Source organism: Photobacterium aphoticum (assembly GCF_001029435.1).
Lineage (GTDB): Bacteria > Pseudomonadota > Gammaproteobacteria > Enterobacterales > Vibrionaceae > Photobacterium > Photobacterium aphoticum.
On the sequence record NZ_LDOV01000010.1, the window covers coordinates 292,053 to 314,904 of the forward strand.

The window sequence follows — 22,852 nt, forward strand, 5'->3', positions numbered from 1 at the left end:
TACACCCGATTTTTTTGCAGCTGGTCACATAATGGGCGGGGCGGAAGGAACTACGCCCCTCTCACTCATCCCTCATCCTCCTGTTTTCGGGAGGATGTTTCAGGTGCGAAAGACAGGCAACATTGTCAGCAGTTGGAAATCATCCTAGAGCGAGATTGAACCATGACTAAGAATGGTCAGACACAACAATTCGATAAAGCGGCTTTTAAAGCGGCAGTAGAAAAACACCTCACAACGACATACGCCACCACATTGGCAAATGCGACACCACGTAGCTGGTATCTAGCAATGGGTCGCGCACTGGCAGAGTTCACCACCACGAACCTGCTAGAAACGGAAAAAACACTGGCGGAAGAAAAAGCGCGCAGTGTGAATTACCTATCTTTGGAATTTTTGATTGGCCGTCTAACGGGCAACAACCTGATCAGCATGGGCTTGTATGAAAACGTATCACAAGCCATGGAAGAAATGGGTCTAAACCTTACTGACCTACTGGAAGAAGAGCGTGACCCTGCACTGGGTAACGGTGGCTTGGGCCGTTTGGCTGCATGTTTCATGGACTCACTGGCGGCACAAGAGTACCCGGCTGTGGGTTACGGCCTGCACTATGAATACGGTCTGTTCCGTCAGTCATTCGTTGACGGTCGTCAGGAAGAAGCACCAGACGCATGGCGTGGCGCAGAAGGCTACCCATGGGAAGTGCTACGCCCAGAACTGACGCAGCAAGTGAACCTTTACGGCCACGTTGAAGCGTACACAGACGAAAATGGTACAGCGTGTCGCCGCTGGGTGCCTGCACTGACTGTTGAAGGTGTGGCGTGGGATCTGCCGATCGTGGGTTACGGCAACAAGAGCGTTTATCCGCTGCGTTTGTGGGAATGTCGTTCAACAGCGCCGTTCAACCTAGCGCGTTTCAACGACGGTGACTACGTGGGTGCACAGTTCCCAGCGCTTGAAGCGGGTAACGTGACCAAAGTGTTGTACCCGAACGACAACCACGATCAGGGTAAAGCACTGCGTCTGATGCAGCAGTACTTCCACTGTGCGTGTTCTGTGGCTGACATCCTGCGTCGTCACCATGCAGCGGGCCACACTATTGAAGAGCTGGCGAAGCTAGAAACGATTCAGCTGAACGACACACACCCAACCATCGCGATCCCTGAACTGATGCGTATTCTGCTTGATGAATACAAACTGGGTTGGGATGCCGCATGGGAAATTGCGTCTAACACCTTCGCTTACACCAACCACACCTTGCTGCCTGAAGCACTGGAAACGTGGAGTGAAGCACTGATCCAAGCGATGCTGCCGCGTCACATGGAAATCATTTTCGAAATTAACCACCGTTTCCTACAAGTGGTTGAAGCGAAATGGCCGGGCAACAACAGCATTAAGCGCAAGCTATCCATTATTGAAGAAGGCCCACAGCGCATGGTACGCATGGCGAACCTGTGTGTGGTGAGCACCTATGCGGTGAACGGCGTTGCTGCACTGCACTCTGAGCTAGTGAAGCGTGATCTGTTCCCTGAGTTCAATGAACTGTTCCCAGGTCGTCTGACTAACGTGACGAACGGTGTAACACCTCGTCGTTGGATCAAATACTGTAACCCGGGTTTGTCTGCGCTGATCACTGAAAAAGTAGGCGAAGACTGGCCGGCACACCTTGAGAAAATCGCTGAGCTTGAGCAGTTTGCAACAGATGCAGACTTCCAGAAGCGCTACATGGCGGTGAAGAAAGAAAACAAACAGCGTTTGGCGGATTGGGTAGAAGAGAACATGGGTATCGAGCTAGATACCAATGCGATCTTTGATATTCAAATCAAACGTCTGCACGAGTACAAGCGTCAGCACCTTAACCTGCTGCACATTTTGTCTCTGTACCACCGTTTGCTGAACGACCCAACGTTCGACATGCATCCACGTGTGTTCTTCTTCGGTGCGAAAGCGGCACCGGGTTACGCACTGGCGAAAGACATTATCTTTGCCATCAACAAAGTGGCAGAGAAAGTGAACAACGACCCACGTCTGGGTGGCAAGCTGAAAGTGGTATTCGTACCAGACTACCGCGTGAGCTTGGCTGAAATTCTGTTCCCGGCGGCTGATGTGTCTGAGCAAATCTCTACCGCAGGTAAAGAAGCATCAGGTACCGGTAACATGAAGTTCGCGATGAACGGTGCACTGACCATCGGTACGATGGACGGCGCTAACGTAGAAATGCGCGAAGAAGTGGGCGACGACAATATCTTCATCTTTGGCCTATTGGTGGATGAAGTACAACAACTAAAACAAGAGGGTTACGACCCTTACCGCTACTACCAAGCTGATAGCGTACTGCGCGCAGCGCTGGATCTGTTGGATACGGATGAGTTCACCCCTGGTCAGCCAGGTCAATTGTCAGCGATTCGTGCGAATCTGCTAGACGGTGGTGACCCATACCTGGTACTGGCTGATTTTGCTGATTACGTGAAAACACATGAGAAGATCGATGCGGAATACCGCGATCAGAAAACATGGGCGCGTAAAGCAATTCTAAATACTGCCTTGATGAGCAAGTTCAGTTCAGACCGTAGTATTCGTGATTACGCCAACAACATCTGGAAGCTTGATCCAGTAAACCGTTAATTACTGATGTAACTAACTTTAAAACAGCTATCCGCACAACAACCCTAACATCGTAGCGGCCGAAAGGCCGCTCACGGAGATAACGATGAAAGATGATCAAGTATTAAAACAAGTAGCTGAAATGGTTGGCATTGCTGATCATTACGTCAGTGCTTGGGGTGATGAAGCTAGCGTAGACAGCGAGACGATCCGTCGTTTGCTGACTGCACTGGGTTACGACACAAAAAATGATGAAGCCTTACTGGAATCTGCACAAAAGCGCTTACGCCCGGATGTGTTGGCACCAGTAAAAGTGATCCGCAGCAGCGAACCAATGCACATTGAAATGCATTTGGGGCTGAGCGCACGTGTGAGCGATTTCAACTGGCGCTTGATCACAGAGCAAGGGGATGTGCTAGAAGGTTGGTTGCAGTCGCAACTTGTGTCGGATGAGCGTGAAAACGGTGGCACCTTGGTATTTGCTCTGCCAAATGATTTGGCATGGGGTTACCACAAGCTGGAAGTCTACCGTAAGCGTCGTAAATCACCGTTTGAGATGACTTTGATCGTTACGCCTCCGTCTTGTTACAAGCAGGAAGCCCTGCTGGAAGACAAGAAGCTTTGGGGTACCAGTGTTCAGCTTTACTCTATCCGTACCAACCATAACTGGGGTATCGGTGATTTCGGTGATCTGAAGCAATTGGTGGCGGATGTGGCAGCACGCGGTGGTGATTTCGTGGGTCTTAACCCGATTCACTCGCTATTCCCTGCGAACCCGGAAGGGGCGAGCCCATACAGCCCGTCATCTCGCCGTTGGTTAAACCTGATGTACATTGATGTGAGCTCAGTGACTGAGTTTGCACAGTGTGATGCCGCTCAGCAATTGGTTGGCAGCCCTGAGTTCCAGCAGCGTTTGAATGAAGCGCGTAATGCGAACTGGGTAAACTACAGCGAAGTGTCATGCCTGAAAATGGCAGTACTGCCACTGTTGTTTGAAACCTTCTCTGAGCGCCACTTGGCAAACAACACGGCACGCGCTAAAGCGTTCCTGACGTTTGTGGAAGAGGGCGGTGAAAGTCTGTTGCACCAAGCGGCCTTCGATGCGCTGCATGCACAGCTGAAACAACAAGACGACAATACCTGGGGTTGGCCTGTATTCCCTGAGAAATACCGCCACTTTGATAACCCTGCGGTACAAGAATTCATTAAAGACAACTTCAAGCAAGTACAGCTTTACATGTACCTGCAATGGCTGGCCGATACTCAGCTGGCAGAAGTGAACGAACTGGCACAAGAAAAAGGCATGGTGATGGGTCTTTACCGTGACCTTGCTGTGGGTGTGTGTGACTCAGGTTCTGAGACTTGGGCTGACCACGGTGCACTGTGTCAAGACGTCAGCGTGGGCGCGCCGCCAGATATTCTTGGCCCACTAGGCCAGAACTGGGGCTTACCACCGCTAAACCCGGAAGTGCTAAAAGAGCGTGCGTACGAGCCGTACATTGAACTGCTACGTGCCAATATGCGTAACTGTGGCGCATTGCGTATCGACCACGTATTAGGCCTGCTACGCCTGTGGTGGATCCCGAAGGGTGATTCAGCGAAAAACGGGGCGTACATGTACTACCCGGTAGAAGACATGATGGCAATCCTGGCGCTGGAAAGTCACCGTCATGCATGTACCGTGATTGGTGAAGACTTGGGTACAGTGCCAGATGAGATCGTTGATAAGCTGGCAACTGCAGGTATCCATTCTTACAAGGTATTCTTCTTCGAGACAGCAGAAGACGGCGGTTTCTTCTCGCCAACGCATTATGCTGACCAGTCGATGGCGGCGTTGTGTACACACGATATGCCAACCCTGCGTGGTTTCTGGCACTGTGATGACCTGAAGATGGGTGAAGAGCTCGGCCTGTATCCGAATAAGGAACAGCTGCAAGGTTTGTTTGATAGCCGTGCGGAAAGTAAACAAAAAATCCTTGATAGTTTGTCATGGCATGGTTATCTTCCTGAAGGTATAGGGCAAGATGCTGCATATGTCCCTATGGATAGATATTTGAGTGAGGCGATGCAACTACACTTGGCCGCTGGCTCAAGTGCCTTGCTCAGCCTGCAGCTTGAAGACTGGCTAGAAATGGATATGCCAGTCAATATCCCGGGCACTGTGGATGAATACCCTAACTGGCGACGTAAGCTGTCTACCACGTTAGATGACATCTTCACCCGCGATAACATTGTTGACTTAACTCGCCGTTTAACAGAAACGCGAGAAAAAGCATCACAGAAATCGTAATCAGGAGTAATGCGTTGGACACACTAACCGTGACCCGCAGTGATAAGGAATACATGCAGCTCGAAAGGGCTGCATTTTCAGACCCATTCTCATTTTTAGGTCCTCAGTTTCAGTCCAACGGCGTGGCACTTCGCGTGTACATGCCGGGCGCTGACAGTGTGGCCGTCCTGCTAGAAAACGGTGAGCGTATTGCGCTGAGCCGTGAAGCAGACAGTGGCTTCATACTGGAAGGGGAAATGGACTTTACCGCATCGCTGTATCAACTAATCGTAAACTGGCCACATGGCGAACAAACATTTTACGACCCGTACCAGTTCCATGATCTTATCCATTCTCAATCTGCATTGGTGACACCGTCACAAATGTACAATGAGATGGGCGCGCAACTCATCACATTGAACCGCAATGGCAAACCGGTATCGGGCGTCCGCTTTTTGGTGTTTGCACCACATGCGTCTGCTGTCAGTGTGATTGGTCATTTCAACGCATGGGATGGCCGTCGTCATTCAATGCAGCGTTTGGATGACGGGCTATGGGGATTATTTGTACCGGGTCTGGAAGAAGACACCCTGTACAAATACGAACTGAAAGATAGCACTGGCAATGGGCTACCGCATAAGGCGGATCCATGGGGCTATCACAGCGAGCAATATCCGTCATTTGCGTCGAAGGTGTACAACCCGGCCACGTACCAATGGCAAGACAAAGCGTGGCAGGCCCGTCCGGTGACGGCGAAGCATCAAGAAGCTTTGTCGTTTTATGAACTACATGCTGGCTCATGGCGTACTCACCCGAACGGTGACATGTACAACTACCGTGAATTGGCTGATGCATTGATCCCTTACCTGAGCGAAATGGGGTACACCCATGTTGAGTTGATGCCGATTGCTGAGCATCCGTTTTATGGCTCATGGGGTTATCAGCCGATTGGTTTGTTTGCACCGAGCAGTCGTTATGGCTCGCCAGATGATTTCAAATACTTCGTTGATCAGTGCCACAAGGCAAACATTGGTGTGATTCTGGATTGGGTACCAGCCCATTTCCCATCGGATGACCACGGTTTAGCAAACTTTGACGGTACGGCACTGTTTAATGACGCGGATCCACGCCGTGGCTGGCATCAGGATTGGCAGAGCTACATTTACGACTACGGTCGTGATCATGTTCGCCGTTTCCTTGTGGCAAACGCCTTGTTCTGGTTTGAACACTACCACATTGATGGCCTGCGCGTAGATGCCGTGGCATCCATGCTGTATCTGGATTATTCCCGTGAGCATGATCAGTGGATTCCGAACCACGAAGGCGGCAACGTCAACTTTGATGCTGTGAGCTTACTGCGTTGGGTGAATGAAGAAGTGTACCGTCATTACCCGAATGCCATGACAATTGCAGAAGAGTCTACGGCGTTCCCTGGCGTCACAAAACCTACCGACATGGGCGGCTTAGGCTTTGGCTTTAAGTGGAACATGGGTTGGATGCACGACAGTCTGTCGTACATCAAAGAAGAGTCGGTACACCGTAAGTATCACCACAACACGATCACCTTCCCGATGGTGTATGCCTTCAGTGAAAACTATGTACTGTCGCTCTCTCACGATGAAGTGGTGTATGGCAAGGGTTCTCTGCTGAATAAAATGCCGGGTGATGAGTGGCAGAAAACGGCCAACTTACGTGCTTACATGGGTTACATGTACGGTCAGCCAGGCAAGAAACTGAACTTCATGGGTGCTGAGATTGCGCAAAGTGCAGAATGGGCGCATGAAGGGGAGTTGGAATGGCATTGGTTGCAGTATCCGCGTCACAGCGGCATGCAAGCCTTAGTGAAAGATTTGAACCACGTGTATGCCGCTGAGCCTGCATTGTATGAGCAAGATTGCGATCCGGCTGGTTTTGAATGGCGCATTCAGGACGATGCCGATAACAGTATTCTTGCCCACGAGCGTTTCGCGCTAAACGGTGACAAGGTGCTGGTGGTATCGAACTTCACGCCAGTGCCGCGTCAAGGTTACTTGCTGGGTGTGCCTGCTGCTGGTGAGTACGAGTTGTTATTGAATACCGATGACAGTAAGTACTGGGGCAGTCAGGCTGACGTGCAGTCTGTGATGAAGACGAAGAAAGTGGCAAGCCACGGCTTGAAGCAGTCGATCAGTTTGGATCTGCCGCCATTATCAACCGTGTTCTATCGCTTTACGCCAGCGAAGAAGTAATCGCTGACTCAGACTGAAACAACGAAAAGACAAAGGCTGAACGCACAAGTGTTCAGCCTTCTTTTTTGCTTTTGGCATGGAGAAGTGGACTTCATCAAAAATGAAACACCACGCCCAATAGAAAACCTTGAGACGCTGTGTCGTAAGCAAAATCATCACCATTGTCATAATCCACCCATGTGGATTTGTACGCAATATTCAATTCTGCCCAATGACTCATGCGGTAATAGGCACCGGTTAATATACCGCTGGTAAAGTTCGTATCTGCGCTTAGCCCTACATCTGCACTGGCATGAAAGCGCCATTGCTTATTGATGGGATGGATCCAGCGTACCCCGATTAAGTAATCCACCCAATCATCATCGAGCGATTTTCGGATATCAACACGACCGCCGCTGGTGAACAGGTTGGCATTAATGTCATTGTCCCACCACCGTATGCCCGCCATGTAATCGATAGAACCGAAATGGTAGTGGTAGCGTTTAAATGCCTTAGCTTCTAGCACACCTTGCCGAATATCCGCATCGCCTTTAAGCAGATTCAGATCTTTATCCAGTACAGCATCCGAATCCCCACTTAATTCCATGAAGCTGTAGTCAATGTAGTATCCCCAATGATCCTGATAGATACCTTCCAGCCGTAACATTGCCCCCATATCAAGGTGATCCATGATAAAGGATGGGTCAACGTTGAGGTCCGTAGAAATATTCCCAATTCGGCTATCACCGCGAATGTTGAGCGCAAAGGCGTAAATTTCTAGCGAGTGTGACCATCCTGCCGGTGTTTTAGCTGCGTCGGTATGGGGTTTAATCGCTTGCGCATGAGACGCAGAGCCGATCAAAAACACGAGGTGGATGAATAAAGCTGTCCATCGTTTCATGAACGCTCCTTATGCTTTAGAAAAATAGACCTTAGAAAATTGCTGTTAGGATGAAGTCAGTGTTGAGTGTAGGCAGCAGGAAGAGCAGTGGGCGGGTCATAACTTGGAATCAGGCCATATCGACGGATGCGAAAACCTGCAGACACAAAAAAAGCCCTGAGTAGGGCTTTTTATTATGTGTGTTGTTTATCGCGACTTATTCGAACTCAGCTTTACGCATGCGGTTCAAAACGGCCATGACTTCGATCACACGAGGTTTCGCCAAATCACCGTATTGTGGCATTGAGCGGAACCAATGTTCGTTCAGCATTTGACTGAACACTTTAGCGGGCTGTTTTTCCCAACCTTTGCCTTGTGCAATCTGGAACCACAACCAACCAATGGTATGTAGCTGGCTGGCATCTGCAACTTGCTCAAGCGCTTGCAAATTAATGTAGTCACGCGCAAAACGCATGTAAGTCTTATCACGCACCTGAATACGGAATTTACCTTCTTCAAGCTGCGTTTTCAGGCCAGCACGGTTCAGTTTACGCGTACGTGGACGGCTGATTTCTGTTGTGCCTTCCAACTGACGGCGAGTAGGGTGAGAGGCCACCACTTCTTTCGCTTTTTCTGTCACATCCAGCGTCTGGTAGTTCTGCATCTGGATAACGGTATCGGCCACATCCAGGTAGTCACCTGAACCGCCCATCACCAACAGGATAGACAGGTCTAACTGATCGCGCAGTAGCGAGATACGGTCAACCAGCGGAGTGATTGGCTCGTCGGCTTTCGAGATCAGCGTTTGCATACGCTCATCACGGATCATGAAGTTAGACGCAGAGGTATCTTCATCAATCAGCAGTGATTGTGCACCTGACTCGATCGACTCTTGCAGCCAAGCGGCTTGTGATGTCGAACCTGACGCATTTTGCGTTGAGAACATGGTGGTATCTTTGCCCATTGGCAAATTGCTGATGTATGGCGAAAGGTCGACATTGTGTACGCAGCGACCATCTTCTGCACGGATCTTAGAGGCCGTTTCGTCGGTCACGATGTACTCACGACCATCGCCCGGGATGTGGTCGTAGACAGAGTTCTCGATCGCGTTTAACAGCGTCGATTTACCGTGGAAGCCACCACCAACGATCATGGTGATACCTTTTGGAATACCCATACCGCGTACTTTACCGCGATGAGGCGCATCCAGTTCAATCGCCAGACTCTCTGGGCTGGTGAACGGAATCGCGTCCGCCATTGGCAGATCACTATCACCGGACAAACGTGGCAAGATGCTGCCGTCTGCAACGAACGCCATCAGGCCTTTTTCAGACAATTGGCGACGCAGTGCAACCTGATCTTCTACGGTTTCACAATGGCGCTTCAATTCTTCCATCGGCAATTCACGGGCAATCGTGGCGCGACGGATAATTTTTGGCATGGTGAAGGTCAGCAGGTTTGCGGTTTTCTTCGCAATAATGCTGCGGCCGTCAGCCGGCAGGTTGACACGAAAACGCAGTTCAATCGCATCCTCGTCGAAAACAACGGCAGTACGGTCAATGACAGCCTGACCCGGACGATCAATTTCGATGTCGTTAATTTGCTGAGTCAGATCCGCAAAGTGGCGGGCAATGAAATCACGCGCCGCGCGCTGATAGTCTAGCGATTGCTCTTTTAGCCAGGCCAGATCGGTCAGAGACCATTTACGGCGGGCACGTACACGCGAGGCAGGCGCAGCCGGATCGGTTTGGGTGATATCGATGAAAAAATCGAAGTCAACGAAATGGTATTCACCACGTAAGCTTGAGTAGCTACGGTAATTGTGACGGTCAATTTTATGTAATTTTGCTTCGAGTAATTGCATGTCGCCTCGATACCTTCGTTAGAAATTCCGGGGGCGGGATTCTACACTAAACCGCCTATCTAAGGATATAGACTTTCACCTTAATAGGCCGATTTCATTGGATTTAGGGTGGCATTTCCGCCAATTCACGATTGTGGCTTTGATTGTCATCGAAACTTAACGGACATCACATGACTTTCTACCAAGGTCTAATGGTGATGCGTTGGGTAAATGACGTAGCATTCAGTGTAGACGACAAGAGAAGGATGCAGTCATGTTAGAGATCACCCTGAATATCGCTGAGTATGTCTTTCTACTGGCTGGCGTGGGCATGTTAATGGCAGGTATTGCCCAATACGGTCGCCGTACACAGGATTGGGGTGGGGTAGTCAGAATGTTTTACCGCCGCATTGATATGACCGTCGATGAATTTAAGTGGTATCGCATTGGCGTGGCCTGCGTTGTGGTGGCGGTGATTCTTCGCATTGTGAACTTTACGTTTTGGCCGCTATAGCACTAAAACAAATAACGCTTTAACAAAGCCCTTGTATGTACGTCCTTAACGTCACCTTCTTTACATATGGATCATGCACGTCAATTGGCAATTAAAAACGAATAACGAAAATAAGAACAAAGTAGACAAAATAAGAAAGAGGCAGAGCGCGTCTCTGACACACTTTTCGATATTTTAGTAGTAAGCGAAATACAACTGTAATACACACACAAAGACATGCAGCAATACCTAAGCAAAAGGCACGCTATCGACTGACAGCGTGCCTTTTTATTTGTGTTGTATCTTGCTCAACTATTGGCGCGGTTTGGGTAGCAATAATTCCACTTTCAGGCCCCCTAAGCTGCTGCGACTGAGGGTGAGTTTGCCGCGATAGCTGTGGGTCAGTTCATGAACGATATTAAGCCCCAACCCTGTCCCCGGCGTGGTTTCGTCAAGGCGAACACCGCGTTTGAGGACACTTTCATAGCCGTCATCATCAATCCCCGGGCCATCATCTTCCACAATGATGCATAACGTCTGCGCATTTTCATCGCGATGATGAACACGGATCAGCCCATGTGCCCATTTATAGCCGTTTTCAATCACGTTACCGATGATTTCATCCAAGTCCCGCTTTTCAACGGCCACCATGAGTTCGCTGTCTAATTCATTCACCAGAACGACGCCTCGGTGGGCATAGACTTTATCCATCGCCATGGAAATCGCATCCACCCGAGGAGAAGGCGCGGTTTTCGCGGCTAAGATATTCGCGGCTCCCGCCATACGTGCCCGTCCCAAATGGTAATCAATATGCTGCTGCAGTTGCTGTAATGATGGCGACAGTTTTCGACGTTCATCGATAGGCAAGTTTGCCACTTCATTGTTGAGCACCGCAATCGGGGTTTTCAGGGCATGTGATAAGTTACCGGCATGCTGACGAGCTCGCTCAAGTAATTCCTGATAATGGAAGAGCAGGGCATTTAAGTCATCCACCACCGGACGGATTTCAGCCGGATACGTACCCGTAAGTTCAGAGAGTTCCCCATCACGCACGAGCTTGAGCTTCTTTTGCAAGCCTTTGAGTGGCAGCAATGACCAAGAGACCTGTAACCAAATCAGCAGTAATGTCCCGCCCGCAGACATCGCCAAAATAAACCATAAACTGTGGGTCAGTTTCTGTAAGGTTTCCAGTAAGCGATCCTGATTAGCGGCAATCACCAATTCAATCGGTTCATCGGCTTCGGGCAAACGAAACTGGCGTTCTACCACCAACAATGATTGCTTATTCGGGCCTTTAAAGCCTTTCTTGGTATTCCCTGTGATGCGTGTGTCCCACAGAGAGCGCGAACGTAACTCGGTCTCATGGTTTTTCATCGTCCAGTACAGACCACTGTAGGGCTGCTGGAAACGCGGGTTAGAGAGAGGGCTTGGCGTTAGCAGTTGGCCGCTGCTGTTCACTTCGGTCAGCGCGGTTAACTCATCAAGATACAAGTAAAGTTGCTGCTTTTCTTGTTCTACCAGATAGCTTTTGATGAACGAGGGAACCAGGTAGCCCGCCGCCAGGGTCGTCCCTAAAAGCCAAACAGCCGCAGCAATAAGCAGGCGGCTGCGAAGGCTTGGCAAGGCAGGGCGCGAAGACGCGTTAATTGCCATTGATACGGTATCCCAACCCTCGAACGGTTTGAATCACATCGCTACCAATTTTGCGGCGAATTCGGCCGATGAAGACTTCAATGGTGTTGGAGTCACGGTCAAAGTCTTGCTTATAAATGTGCTCGACCAATTCGGTACGGGAAATCACTTTGCCGATGTTGTGCATCATGTATGACAGCACTTTAAACTCCAGCGCGGTCAGGTCGACATTTTCCCCTTGGTAGGTCACTTTAGAGCTGCGGGTATCCAGACTTAAGCCGCTGGCTTGGATCACCGGAGAGGTGTTACCTGTCGAGCGGCGAACCTGTGCACGCAGGCGAGCCACCAATTCAACCATCTGGAAAGGCTTGGTCAGATAATCATCCGCACCCGCGTTTAGGCCTTCAACGCGCTGGGTTAACTCGTTTCGTGCACTCAAAATAATGACCGGGCAGGTGACGTTTTCATCACGAATACCTTTTAGCACGGTGAGGCCATCCAGTTTAGGCAGGCCCAGATCGAGAATGATCGCATCCCAAGGTTCAGAGGTGGCACGATACAAGGCATCAATCCCGTCACAAGACAGTTCTGCAACCCATCCATTGTTTTCCAATCCGGCGACAATCTGTTCACCCAGTACGATTTCGTCTTCTACGACAAGTACTTTCATTGCGATACCTTGATGATATTTTCTAGCCCACGGCCTTTGATTTCGAGAATAGTGAGGGTTTTGGCTTCATATTCCACACGAACGATGTTGTTGTTTGGGTCGATTAACTTGAGCTCGTAAATCCACACATCGTCGTCTTCTTCAAGTTCTACCTTGATGATCCGTCCATGGAGTTGTTTGCTGACCACAGCCTGAAGCGCAGAATAGGGCTGAATAAGCCCCTGCTGGACAGCCAACATAACGTCATCATGATCTTCATCGATTTCCAGTTGCACATTGGCAAAGGCCTGAGGAAGCACGCAGAAGAGCATGATAAATGCGGTTAAAAAAGTGCTTTTTATATTCATAGTGTTAAGTGTAACGCCGCGAATGTGAACCGGAAATGAATAACGTAATCATGATGGTTGAATGAAGAAAATAGCATCATTTTTTATGCTTGATGCGCTATCCAGAATAGTGGAAATAGCGGCGGAAATGAAACCCTGCGAGTCAGGTGTTTTAAGAACTGTTTTAGAGTTCACAGAACCGCCGAGCTTTTCATTTTGAAATTAGCTGTCCGGACTATGGCGAGGACGAATATAACGGGCAAAACGCGGTTTACCGCTTTGCGTGTATCCGTTGAAACGGTACTGAATAATGCTGCCAACAGCGGGTGGGTTGGCTCTGTCATAGTCCCGAAAACCACTGCCAATTTTAAAGCGAATATTATCCGCTGTGACGACCCACACGGCACCCATCAAACCAGCGTATTTCCCTTTTCCGGGTTCGTACCCCGTCACAATGGCTTCATCATCTTGGTAGGATTTCACTTTTAGTACGCCTGCGCTGCGCCCATTGAAATACGGATTGTCTTTTCGGTGCAGCATGATCCCTTCACCCCCGTTACGCTCAATGTTTTTCAGCCAGGTTTCGAGCGTGTCAGCATCCGTGAGTGTGCGTTGCTCAATAAGTTTTACGACAGCAGGGTCAACGTGTTGAGTGATGTGTTTCAGTACGGCTAATCGTTGTGAAAAGGTACCCGCCGCTGAAGGGGCATCAAATAACATAAAACGCACGTTACGCCATTGTGTCTCGTTAGGGGTGTCATCCAAGACAATGTGGCTCAAATGCTGAAATTGTCCTCGGCCAAGCCAGAGCTCACCTTCAACCGTGACGTGGCAGGGAAGCGAGGCGGTGAACCATGCCGGCGGATAAAGCGGATTACCTTGACGGGTAATAAGTCTGTCACCCGTCCAAATAGCCCGAATACCGTCAAGTTTTTCGCTGGCGAAATACGCATCGAGGTCGCTGTCTTGCTCAGTTTGCCAGTGTTCAATTTGAATGGATGTAGCTTTCATGACAGCAGTCGGCGTGTGTGCCGGGTCAAATTGCGTCGAGGCATGGCCAGAAAAAGGACTGAGCGCCCAACTGACAGTGGCTGCAATCAGAGAAACGCGGTGGGATGTGATAAACGATGTCGTCATAACCGAACCTCAAACACAGTAGCAATAAAAGACAGTAGTAAGTAATCGTCCGTGCGCTTTGCCACCGTAAGATGTGTGGCTGAGTCAGCGCCGATATTGTCAGACCCTACTGCGCAGTGCGAAGGTGAGTAAAAACACGATAATTGGTGACGCATGCAGTTTGTGATGCGTTGTGGTTTATGCTGTGTGGGAATGCGTAGCGAGAGGGATATTGTGTGATCTTATGCGTATTTTGCGCTGGGTGAGCATTGGGTGGCGTGTCGAAAAAGCCAGAATTAAGCAGGATTCAGACTTTGAAATGACGGGCATGCATAGGATAAAATCCTGTTTCCTCACAACCAATGAATAAAAGTTAGAAAATGCAGTCACAACATGTATCAGGGACAGAATCCGGTTTTGTCGCGTTTCTAAAGCGTAAAAATGTCACCTTGTCACCGAAGGTGTATTTCATCCAAGCCATGAGTTATATGGCACTCGGCCTATTTTCCTCGTTATTGATTGGCTCCATCCTCAATACTGTGGGGGTGAAGTTCGATATTCCGTTGTTTACTGAAACCTTGTGGCCGCTGGCGAAAGACATGACCGGCCCCGCCATTGCAGTGGCAGTGGCCTATGCGTTGCAAGCACCGGCGTTGGTGATGTTTTCCGTTACCACAGTAGGGGCAGCAGGTGCGGCATTAGGTGGCCCGGTGGGGGCCTTTGTTGCTGCGCTTATCGCGACCGAGTGTGGCAAGCTGGTGGCTAATGAAACCAAAGTGGATATTTTGGTGACACCTGCTGTGACGATCATTATTGGTGTGGCGGTCGGCACGTTTATCGGTCCCTATATTGGCAATGCCATGACATCACTGGGTGATGTGATCATGTATGCTACCCAACTGCATCCGTTCTTGATGGGGATGATGGTGGCAGTATTGATGGGTATGGCGCTGACATTACCGATCAGTAGTGCGGCCATTGCCATTATGCTGAGTTTAAATGGGTTAGCGGCGGGTGCTGCAACAGTGGGCTGTTGCGTACAAATGGTGGGTTTTGCAGTGATGAGTTTTCGTGAAAACCGCTGGGCGGGCTTAGTCGCACAGGGACTGGGCACGTCGATGCTGCAAATGCCAAATATCATTAAAAATCGCAAGATCTGGCTGCCAACCATTTTGACCTCTGCCATTTTAGGGCCGGTATCAACGCTGATTTTTGCAATGGAAAATACCCCTCTCGGTGCAGGTATGGGCACCTCGGGCTTTGTCGGACAGATCCAAACCGTGATGGCGCTGGATGCGGCAGGATGGTCAAGTTCAGCGACCTACAGTGCCATTTTGCTGATGCATTTTGTGCTGCCTGCCGTACTCACACTGTTTTTTGCTGAAGTCATGCGAAAAATGGGGTGGATTAAGCCGGGTGACTTAGCACTTCATCTGTCTTGAGTACGAGGTATTGCGCCGTTAATGCGTGAAAAAGATCACGTGAACCATGAAGTTATGCAACCGTTCCTACTGTTTGCCTAACAAATTTGATATAACACCGACTTCGCTTGTTTATCCCTCTCGGAGGGTATTACGTAGGGTAAGGATGCATCTATTCTTACAGTACGGGTATGCTATGGATATGAATATGACATCTTGGAAAGTTTCATTAGTTGCGGGTATTGCATTAGGCGCCGTTGTTGCTTCTGCCGGCTGGTATTTTGGTGCGCAGCGTCCCAGTGATGAAGCCATGGCAATGCTGGCAAAAGAGACCGAGGTTTTGTCGGCACATAATGCATCGTGGGAATCTAAATTTCAGCAACTGGATCAAGCCGCTGGTGCTGAAATCACCCGCCTGCGTGAGGAGATTGAGCAAAATAAACTTGCGTCTGAAGAGGCATTAGCGGCGCAAAAAGCGGACTATGAGAAACAGTTAGCGAGCATGAAGACAGAACAAAAGTCGATGATTGTGACGCAGAAAAAACTGGATACGCAAGTCGTGAAGCTGACCAGCACGGCTGAGAAACAAAAAGTGGTGTTGGACAATTCCAAAGCTTTATACCAGCAGCAGTTACGCTTGCAAAAACAAGTGAGTCAAGCAGAAGCAGATGTCAACAAAGCCAAGCGTACCGCGAAGGAATTTAAGCAGCCTTGCGATGAATTCAAGTCTGGCACGAGTTGGAACTGGGTGTCGCAGGCAGACTGCGATAAGTATGAAGATAAGTTAAAAGCGGTGGATGAATCTGAAGCGCAATTGGCTGCGCTGCAGGAAGAACTGGAAGCCTTGAATCAAAAGATTGATATTGAGATCCCACGCCCACAATAAGGCCTACGCGAAACGTGGAATGCGAAAGAGCACTGGTAAATAAGTGCTTGCATCATTCATCACGGTATTAACATCGATAGACGAGGTTACGGCCTCGTCTTTTTTATGCCTGTAGACTAAACAGAACTAAAAAAGGCGCGATAAGGAAAATTATGATTAAGAACTTGTTTGCAAACATTCCCGGCACACTGCCCGAAGAGTTGATGGAAGATTTGGTGAGCACGTCGCAAATGCGCATTGAGCGCATTGTGTCAAAAGGCCACACCACGCCGACAGATCAATGGTACGACCAAGAAGAACATGAGTGGGTGATGGTAGTGAAAGGACAGGGGCGGATTTTGTTTGAAGAAGGCATGCGCGAGGTGACATTGAATGAAGGGGATCATATCAATATTCCAGCGCATCAACGCCATCAGGTGTTTTGGACCGCGCCAGATACGGAAACGATCTGGCTGGCGGTCTTTTATCGGTAAGAATGGAAGTCAGCGCCGTTACGAGGCGATGGGGTAGGAGAACGGTTGTGCCAATGCCATTGGGTACTGACGTTCTTCTGCCAATGCGACGGCTTTGGTTTCTACATCATTGGCTGAGACAGCGCGGGTGACAGGCAAGGTTAGTGCCTGCATTTGCTCACTGTCGTGATAGGTGAACAGTCCTTCTTCAATCAGTTTGTCGACCACGCTGTGTGCCGCAGACAAGGCTGATGAGGCTTTCACAATCTCGGTTCGCGCATAACGCTGACCATCAAACGAAATATCGGCTGCACGCAGAGAGGCATCGCCCCCAGGGATTTGCTGAGCACCAAATAACGGTTTGCCACCCACCGTAGCAGACGCATAGTGAGGGACAAAGCGAGACATATGCGTAATAGCGCGCTCTGAGCGTAATGTCGCTTCATCGTTTGGCCAACCTTGTTGGATCTTACGAATAAACGTGTCTTGCAGCTGTGGTTGGGCGCTTTGAGCGGTACTTGAAACCAGTCCTTGCTTGAACAGGGTGATGTCTTCTGTCATGCCATGTAACTGGAAATAACCATTAGGGTAAGGCGTCAGTTGTGCCATGCCATCTGGCGTGCCGCGCTCACCGTGGAAAATCACTTCCGGCCAAATACCGTCACATTCCGCCCAATGAGTCACGTAAGCGGCTTTAAATTCGACAAGACGCTCGCGAGACAATTTCGCTAAGTCATCAATAGTACCGGTCTGGAAGCCACAGGCGTTGATCAGGTAATCCACTTGTGTGGTGTGTGTGTGGTGTTCAGCCTCTGGTGAGGGCTGCGTCTGGTACTCAATCGTCCAGGTTTGCTCGGCATTCTGTTGGAGGTGTGTCACTTTACTGTGCGTATGTACGGCACAATTGGGCATACGGGAAAGCGCTAACTGCGCCGTCGCAGACAATCGGAATACACTCCAGCCAAATTCTTGCACCAGCACGAGCGGGAACTTAAAGCTGTCGAGGTTCAGTTGCTTGGCAACCGGGATCATCCAATCATCCAGCGTGGTCGGTACATCCGGCGTCGCGCACTGTGCCAAGCGTGCCATGTCTTCCTGTTCGTACAGCTTGAAGTAATGCTGCGGATCACCCAGTACTTCATTGGTCGCATCGTCTTTGACCAACTGCTGGTAAATCGCTTGGAGTGTGTTTAGACGAGGGAGTAAAGCGGCCGGATCACTGCTGTCGTGTTGTGGAACGGCAATCACCGTTGGGCGCACGTTAACGGTGTGCGGGAACACTTTAACCGTATCAATGGATTGCTTCAGCAAGGTGATACATTGCTCATCAGAGATTTCACGATACAAGTTGCCGCCAGCATGGAGGTGACAAATGGGCGGGCCATTAACAAGACTCGTGCCAGCTTCAAACAGCTCAACGTGAATGCCCAATTCCGCTAATTGTAGCGCCATCGTGGAGCCTGCAATACCACCGCCTATAATGCCAACGCGAAGAGAATGCGGGGAGGTAGGTGCAGAAATGCTGTATTCATTCATAAGTTGTGTCAGTGAGTCATTAAACAGTGGTATCGAATACGTTGATTTTACTGGCACAGGATCACAATGCAACTTGAAAAAAAACGGAGGGACGGCATATTCTTCAAGACCGTCAAGCATGTTGCTGATACTATACGGTAAAAGCAAAAAATGATGCGTTTTCAAGATATTGTCCATCCAACTTATATCTGGCCGGTCCATGATATTTGTGGAGCAGCGTCTTTAGGCAACGCACACAGTGAGAGAGTCCATGTCTACCGCCATTTTGATTTGTGATGATTCTGCGTTAGCCCGTAAGCAGATGGCGAGAGCTTTACCATCATCCATTTCCCCTGAAATCACCTTTGCTGAGAATGGGGTACAAGCCCTGCAACATCTTCAGCACGCCCATTTTGATCTTCTGTTTTTAGATCTCACCATGCCAGAAATGGATGGTTATCAAACGCTTGAATCGATGCAGCAGCAAGGCATTGCGGTGAAAACCATTGTTGTTTCCGGGGATATTCAGCCGCAAGCACAAGCACGCGTTAAAGCCCTGGGGGCCATTGAGTTTCTAAAAAAGCCAATTGATAAAGCCGTACTGCATCAATTGCTGAAAACGCTGATTTCGCCTCAGCCCCTGTCGTTGGATAGCGTTGTGACGCGCCCCTCAACGCCGGTATTGCGCCGTCGTGACGTGTATCAGGAAGTGGCGAATGTGGCGATTGGTCGTGCCGCCGACTCATTAGCGCGTCATTTTAATGTATTTGTACATTTGCCCTTGCCTAATGTGAATATTTTTGAGGTCAGTGAACTGCATATGACCATGCGTCACTTGGCCAGCAACAGCAACATGTCGGGGATCTGCCAAGGTTTCAATGGTGAGGGGATTGCAGGCGAAGCGCTGGTACTGCTCAGTGATTCCAGTGTGGCAGATCTGATCAAGCTGATGAATTACCCGGTAATAGATGGGGTCGATACCGAATTAGAGTTGTTGATGGATGTCAGTAACATTTTGGTGGGCTCTTTCCTCAAAGGCCTCGGGCAGCAAGCGGAAGTGAAGTTTTTCCAAAGTTATCCTGTTGTACTGGGGCAGCATATGTCGATTGATCACATGATTGAAAAGACAGAGAGCAACTGGCGACGCACCATGACGTTTGAGGTGAGCTATAGCATTGAAGGGACGGCGATCAAGTGTGATTTACTGCTGATGTTTGTGGATGAGTCATTCCCATTGTTAGATAACAAGTTGTCATATTTGATGGATGAGGAGTAATCACATGCTGTCATTACCTGCAGAATTTGAACAATTCCACTGGATGGTGGATATGGTACAACACGTCGATGTTGGCCTGGTGGTGATCGATCGTGATTATACCGTGCATGTGTGGAATGGCTTTATGACACACCACAGTGGTAAACAAGCGCATGAAGCGATCGGTAAAAACCTGTTTGAGTTGTTTCCTGAAATTCCCCAAGATTGGTTTGCGCTGAAAGTGAAGCCAGTATTTGATTTGGGATGCAGAGGGTTTGTGACCTGGCGTCAACGGCCATATTTGTTTAAATGCCGTAACGTACGTCCGATTACACAGCAAGCACCGTTCATGTATCAGAATGTGACGTTGAATCCGATGACCTCACCACGAGGGGATATTGATTACCTCTTTTTGGCCATTGAAGATGCCTCTGCAGAAGTCCTCGTCATGCAATGAAGTTGGTCTGACAAATTAAATTAATGAAATTCAACATAAAAGCCTGCTGATCAGCAGGCTTTTTTTGTATGCAAAATGAAAATTTGTCATTTGACTTTATTTTGACGTTTACGTTCTGAAAAATAAGGAATATTCAGAATAGTTGAACACTCCATATGCAATTAAGTGCTACCAGTTGGGGTTGATGTCACTTTTTTGTCGTGTATCATGTGCCAAATATGTGATTTACGTCATCTTTATCCAATAAATTGACGCAAAAAAATCATGTTGTTCTAAAAATGAATCGGTAGTGGTAAAAAAAAGTAGGGATATACAATTATGAAAAAAATCTTCAAGATCCTGCCGCTTGCACTGTTGATTTCTGGTGCTGTACAAGCCGGTACTGAAAATCCGTGGTACGTGGGTGCGCGCGTAGGGGGAACGAGCTTTGATAACGTCGATGGCGAGTTGAAGGGCAAAGATCTGGATAAGGACGATTGGGGCGGCGGTCTGTTTGTCGGCTACAACGTTAATTCATGGTTTGGCCTTGAAGCTGGCTACACCTACCTGGGCCAAGCTGACTATCTTAATGACGGCTTTGAAGTGCAAGGTATCGACCTAGTCGGTAAGTTCACATATGAAGTGTTACCACAGTTTGATATTTACGCGAAAGCAGGTGGTTTTGTCTACGATGCTGATAACAGCGTAACGAATAACGATGAATCAGGTATTGCGCCGACAGCGGGTGTGGGTGCGGAATACTTCTTTAATGATGATTTATCAGCACGCATTGAGTACCAATACTACAACCAAATTGGTGACACTCAGCAACCAGGTGAAAGTGATGTACACTTCTACGGTCTGAGCTTGGTTTACCATTGGGGTGCACCAGCACCGATGCCTGTTGTGGAAGCGCCAGAGCCAACGCCAGAGCCTGAACCTCAGCCACAACCAGAAATCATCACCATTGAAGCGGTTGGTGCTATCCTACCGTTTGCCTTCGACAGTAATAAGCTGACACAAGAAGACATTAACTTACTGCAACCTGTTGTGAAGCAGCTGCAAGCTTACCCAGATACGAAACTGTACGTTGTCGGTCATACTGATAGTCGTGGTTCTGTTGAATACAACCAGAAGTTGTCTGAAGAACGTGCATCTGTGGTTGCGGGCTACGTTGCGAAGCAGGTTGGTATTGCTGAAAGCCGTATCGTGGTACAGGGACGCGGTGAACTTGAGCCTGTTGCTTCTAACGATACAGAGCAAGGTCGCGCTCAAAACCGTCGTGTAGAAGTGTTTGTACCAAGCTTTGAAGTGACTAAACTCTAAGACGCTTGCAAACAAAGTCGCATGACAAATAAAAAATCCAGCACCGAGGTGCTGGATTTTTTTTATATGTTTTTTGTGATGTTGTGATGTTGTGTTGTTGCTTTGGCTATCTCTGTAGCTTAAGCCGTGTGTACATCTGCGTCATTGATAGCGGCTTTATTTGCCGCTGGCATCTTTGCTTCAGCGGCCTTACAGGCTGCAGCAGTAAAGATAACGTCAGTTGAACTGTTTAGTGCCGTTTCAGCAGAGTCTTGAATCACACCGATGATGAAGCCAACCGCAACCACTTGCATCGCCACTTCGTTCGGGATACCGAACAGGCTAGACGCCAATGGGATCAGTAGTAGAGAACCACCGGCTACACCTGATGCACCACAAGCAGATACCGCAGCCACAACACTCAGCAAAATAGCTGTTGCCATATCGACTTCAATACCCATGGTGTGTACCGCTGCCAACGTCAGTACTGTAATGGTGATCGCAGCACCCGCCATGTTGATGGTCGCACCCAGTGGGATAGACACAGAATACGTATCTTCATGCAGATCCAAGTCTTTACATAACTGCATGTTCACCGGAATGTTTGCTGCAGAACTACGGGTAAAGAACGCTGTAATACCACTTTCACGGATACAGCGTAGTACCAGTGGGTATGGATTTTCTTTGGTTTTCACGTACACGATGATTGGGTTAACCACAAAGGCAATGATGGCCATTGAGCCTAGCAGTACCGCCAATAGGTGTGCGTAACCCACCAGGGCATCAAAACCGGTTGCCGCAAAGGTGTTTGATACCAAGCCGAAGATACCGATAGGTGCCAGGCGGATCACAAAGCGAACAATCAGCGTGATACCGTTCGACATGTCATGGAACACTTGTTTTGTAGCATCACTGGCTTGGTGAAGCGCAAAACCTAATGCAATGGCCCAGGCCAAAATACCGATGAAGTTACCGTTCATCAACGCGTGAACAGGGTTATCCACGATTTGGAAAAGTAGGGTATTAAGGACTTCACTGATCCCTTCTGGTGGCGCAGCGTTAGTTGCACCGGTTACCAGAGTCAGAGTGGTAGGGAAAAGAAAACTCATCGTAACAGCGGTGAATGAAGCCATCAATGTACCAAATAGGTACAGCACAATGATTGGTTTCATATTGGTATGCGTGCCTTTTTTCTGATTGGCGATCGAAGATGCGACCAGAATGAAGACAAGGATGGGTGCGACAGCTTTCAGCGCACTAACAAAGAGGTTACCAAGGAACCCGACTTTGATGGCCGAAGCGGGGGATAGCATTGCAAGAAGGACACCAGCGATAATACCAATGAGTATCTGTATCACGAGGCTACCATTTGCAACCCGGGCTAAGAACGGTTGTGATTGATTCATGTTACATCCTGCATATTTTATTAATTATGTGTCGAAGCATTAAATTTTGCTTTCGTCACATTTTGTAACAGGAATTTCGGCATATTTCCACTATTGATTTAATGAACTTTTAGGAAACTTTTTATTTACATCTTATGTC

Annotated in this window: 18 protein-coding genes; 10 read left to right on the top strand and 8 right to left on the bottom strand. The window is 48.9% G+C overall.

The annotated features are described in order from the left end of the window. Positions 1–162 precede the first annotated feature (162 nt). The 3 genes from ABT58_RS05340 (at position 163) to glgB (ending at position 7,098) form a co-directional block, all read left to right on the top strand. Entirely contained in the window at positions 163–2,622 is a 2,460-nt protein-coding gene (locus ABT58_RS05340) for a glycogen/starch/alpha-glucan phosphorylase (RefSeq protein WP_047873296.1), read from the top strand. A gap of 85 nt (positions 2,623–2,707) precedes the next feature. Then, on the top strand, positions 2,708–4,891 hold the full coding sequence (malQ, locus tag ABT58_RS05345; RefSeq protein ID WP_047873297.1) for a 4-alpha-glucanotransferase: 2,184 nt from the start codon (positions 2,708–2,710) through the stop codon (positions 4,889–4,891). A 53-nt stretch (positions 4,892–4,944) separates the two neighbouring features. Next, complete coding sequence (gene glgB / locus ABT58_RS05350) at positions 4,945–7,098, top strand: 1,4-alpha-glucan branching protein GlgB (protein WP_047873624.1); 2,154 nt, start codon at positions 4,945–4,947, stop codon at positions 7,096–7,098. A 94-nt stretch (positions 7,099–7,192) separates the two neighbouring features. Here glgB and ABT58_RS05355 read toward each other — a convergent pair whose 3' ends face one another. After that, a complete protein-coding gene (locus ABT58_RS05355) occupies positions 7,193–7,978 on the bottom strand; it encodes a hypothetical protein (RefSeq protein ID WP_047873298.1) in 786 nt (261 codons plus the stop codon). Between the two features lie 196 nt (positions 7,979–8,174). Next, the gene (locus tag ABT58_RS05360; RefSeq protein ID WP_047873299.1) at positions 8,175–9,821 is read right to left on the bottom strand and encodes an ABC-ATPase domain-containing protein; all 1,647 of its coding nucleotides are present in this window, start codon (positions 9,819–9,821) and stop codon (positions 8,175–8,177) included. Positions 9,822–10,074: 253 nt separating this feature from the next. Between ABT58_RS05360 and ABT58_RS05365 the strand changes: the two genes are divergently transcribed. Continuing rightward, positions 10,075–10,314, top strand: coding sequence for a hypothetical protein (locus ABT58_RS05365; RefSeq protein WP_047873300.1), 240 nt, complete (start codon positions 10,075–10,077; stop codon positions 10,312–10,314). A 291-nt stretch (positions 10,315–10,605) separates the two neighbouring features. On the opposite strand, the gene ABT58_RS05370 is transcribed toward ABT58_RS05365, so the two are convergent. The 4 genes from ABT58_RS05370 to ABT58_RS05385 all read right to left on the bottom strand — a co-directional run bounded on the left by ABT58_RS05370 (position 10,606) and on the right by ABT58_RS05385 (position 14,058). Beyond that, positions 10,606–11,946, bottom strand: coding sequence for an ATP-binding protein (locus tag ABT58_RS05370; protein WP_047873301.1), 1,341 nt, complete (start codon positions 11,944–11,946; stop codon positions 10,606–10,608). Next, on the bottom strand, positions 11,936–12,595 hold the full coding sequence (locus tag ABT58_RS05375; RefSeq protein ID WP_047873302.1) for a response regulator transcription factor: 660 nt from the start codon (positions 12,593–12,595) through the stop codon (positions 11,936–11,938). Before ABT58_RS05375 ends, ABT58_RS05370 begins: the two co-directional genes overlap by 11 nt. Next, a complete protein-coding gene (locus ABT58_RS05380; protein WP_229821561.1) occupies positions 12,592–12,906 on the bottom strand; it encodes a PepSY domain-containing protein in 315 nt (104 codons plus the stop codon). The genes ABT58_RS05375 and ABT58_RS05380 overlap by 4 nt, the downstream gene beginning before the upstream one ends. Before the next feature lie 237 nt (positions 12,907–13,143). Next, the gene (locus ABT58_RS05385; protein ID WP_047873304.1) at positions 13,144–14,058 is read right to left on the bottom strand and encodes a DNA ligase; all 915 of its coding nucleotides are present in this window, start codon (positions 14,056–14,058) and stop codon (positions 13,144–13,146) included. Between the two features lie 359 nt (positions 14,059–14,417). Here ABT58_RS05385 and ABT58_RS05390 point away from each other — a divergent pair, with 359 nt between their 5' ends. The 3 genes from ABT58_RS05390 to ABT58_RS05400 all read left to right on the top strand — a co-directional run bounded on the left by ABT58_RS05390 (position 14,418) and on the right by ABT58_RS05400 (position 16,817). Beyond that, positions 14,418–15,479, top strand: a complete 1,062-nt coding sequence (locus ABT58_RS05390) for a PTS sugar transporter subunit IIC (RefSeq protein WP_047873305.1) — start codon at positions 14,418–14,420, stop codon at positions 15,477–15,479. A 187-nt stretch (positions 15,480–15,666) separates the two neighbouring features. Next, entirely contained in the window at positions 15,667–16,344 is a 678-nt protein-coding gene (locus ABT58_RS05395; RefSeq protein WP_229821521.1) for a chromosome segregation ATPase, read from the top strand. 152 nt (positions 16,345–16,496) lie between these two features. Continuing rightward, positions 16,497–16,817: a cupin domain-containing protein gene (locus ABT58_RS05400; protein WP_189595442.1), complete on the top strand. Its 321-nt coding sequence runs from the start codon at positions 16,497–16,499 to the stop codon at positions 16,815–16,817. Positions 16,818–16,835: 18 nt separating this feature from the next. Here ABT58_RS05400 and ABT58_RS05405 read toward each other — a convergent pair whose 3' ends face one another. After that, positions 16,836–18,332, bottom strand: coding sequence for an FAD-dependent oxidoreductase (locus ABT58_RS05405; protein WP_047873626.1), 1,497 nt, complete (start codon positions 18,330–18,332; stop codon positions 16,836–16,838). A 250-nt stretch (positions 18,333–18,582) separates the two neighbouring features. On the opposite strand from ABT58_RS05405, the gene ABT58_RS05410 reads away from it, so the two are divergent. From ABT58_RS05410 to ABT58_RS05420, 3 genes are all read left to right on the top strand, one after another. After that, entirely contained in the window at positions 18,583–19,587 is a 1,005-nt protein-coding gene (locus tag ABT58_RS05410; protein WP_047873307.1) for a response regulator, read from the top strand. Positions 19,588–19,591: 4 nt separating this feature from the next. Next, positions 19,592–20,023 carry a PAS domain-containing protein gene (locus tag ABT58_RS05415; protein ID WP_047873308.1) on the top strand — a complete coding sequence of 144 codons (432 nt, stop codon included), beginning with the start codon at positions 19,592–19,594 and terminating at the stop codon, positions 20,021–20,023. A gap of 318 nt (positions 20,024–20,341) precedes the next feature. Beyond that, entirely contained in the window at positions 20,342–21,328 is a 987-nt protein-coding gene (locus ABT58_RS05420) for an outer membrane beta-barrel protein (RefSeq protein WP_047873309.1), read from the top strand. Positions 21,329–21,447: 119 nt separating this feature from the next. Here the strand turns inward: ABT58_RS05420 and sstT are convergent, their stop codons facing one another. Next, positions 21,448–22,713 (bottom strand): serine/threonine transporter SstT, encoded by a 1,266-nt coding sequence (sstT, locus tag ABT58_RS05425; protein WP_047873310.1) that lies wholly within the window; start codon positions 22,711–22,713, stop codon positions 21,448–21,450. Positions 22,714–22,852: the final 139 nt, after the last annotated feature.

Excerpts from the sequence above, each read along its gene's own strand:
- ABT58_RS05340 (WP_047873296.1), top strand. The coding sequence starts at position 163 with ATGACTAAGAATGGTCAGACACAACAATTCGATAAAGCGGCTTTTAAA.
- malQ (WP_047873297.1), top strand. The coding sequence starts at position 2,708 with ATGAAAGATGATCAAGTATTAAAACAAGTAGCTGAAATGGTTGGCATT.
- glgB (WP_047873624.1), top strand. The coding sequence starts at position 4,945 with ATGCAGCTCGAAAGGGCTGCATTTTCAGACCCATTCTCATTTTTAGGT.
- ABT58_RS05355 (WP_047873298.1), bottom strand. The coding sequence starts at position 7,978 with ATGAAACGATGGACAGCTTTATTCATCCACCTCGTGTTTTTGATCGGC.
- ABT58_RS05360 (WP_047873299.1), bottom strand. The coding sequence starts at position 9,821 with ATGCAATTACTCGAAGCAAAATTACATAAAATTGACCGTCACAATTAC.
- ABT58_RS05365 (WP_047873300.1), top strand. The coding sequence starts at position 10,075 with ATGTTAGAGATCACCCTGAATATCGCTGAGTATGTCTTTCTACTGGCT.
- ABT58_RS05370 (WP_047873301.1), bottom strand. The coding sequence starts at position 11,946 with ATGGCAATTAACGCGTCTTCGCGCCCTGCCTTGCCAAGCCTTCGCAGC.
- ABT58_RS05375 (WP_047873302.1), bottom strand. The coding sequence starts at position 12,595 with ATGAAAGTACTTGTCGTAGAAGACGAAATCGTACTGGGTGAACAGATT.
- ABT58_RS05380 (WP_229821561.1), bottom strand. The coding sequence starts at position 12,906 with ATGCTCTTCTGCGTGCTTCCTCAGGCCTTTGCCAATGTGCAACTGGAA.
- ABT58_RS05385 (WP_047873304.1), bottom strand. The coding sequence starts at position 14,058 with ATGACGACATCGTTTATCACATCCCACCGCGTTTCTCTGATTGCAGCC.
- ABT58_RS05390 (WP_047873305.1), top strand. The coding sequence starts at position 14,418 with ATGCAGTCACAACATGTATCAGGGACAGAATCCGGTTTTGTCGCGTTT.
- ABT58_RS05395 (WP_229821521.1), top strand. The coding sequence starts at position 15,667 with ATGACATCTTGGAAAGTTTCATTAGTTGCGGGTATTGCATTAGGCGCC.
- ABT58_RS05400 (WP_189595442.1), top strand. The coding sequence starts at position 16,497 with ATGATTAAGAACTTGTTTGCAAACATTCCCGGCACACTGCCCGAAGAG.
- ABT58_RS05405 (WP_047873626.1), bottom strand. The coding sequence starts at position 18,332 with ATGAATGAATACAGCATTTCTGCACCTACCTCCCCGCATTCTCTTCGC.
- ABT58_RS05410 (WP_047873307.1), top strand. The coding sequence starts at position 18,583 with ATGTCTACCGCCATTTTGATTTGTGATGATTCTGCGTTAGCCCGTAAG.
- ABT58_RS05415 (WP_047873308.1), top strand. The coding sequence starts at position 19,592 with ATGCTGTCATTACCTGCAGAATTTGAACAATTCCACTGGATGGTGGAT.
- ABT58_RS05420 (WP_047873309.1), top strand. The coding sequence starts at position 20,342 with ATGAAAAAAATCTTCAAGATCCTGCCGCTTGCACTGTTGATTTCTGGT.
- sstT (WP_047873310.1), bottom strand. The coding sequence starts at position 22,713 with ATGAATCAATCACAACCGTTCTTAGCCCGGGTTGCAAATGGTAGCCTC.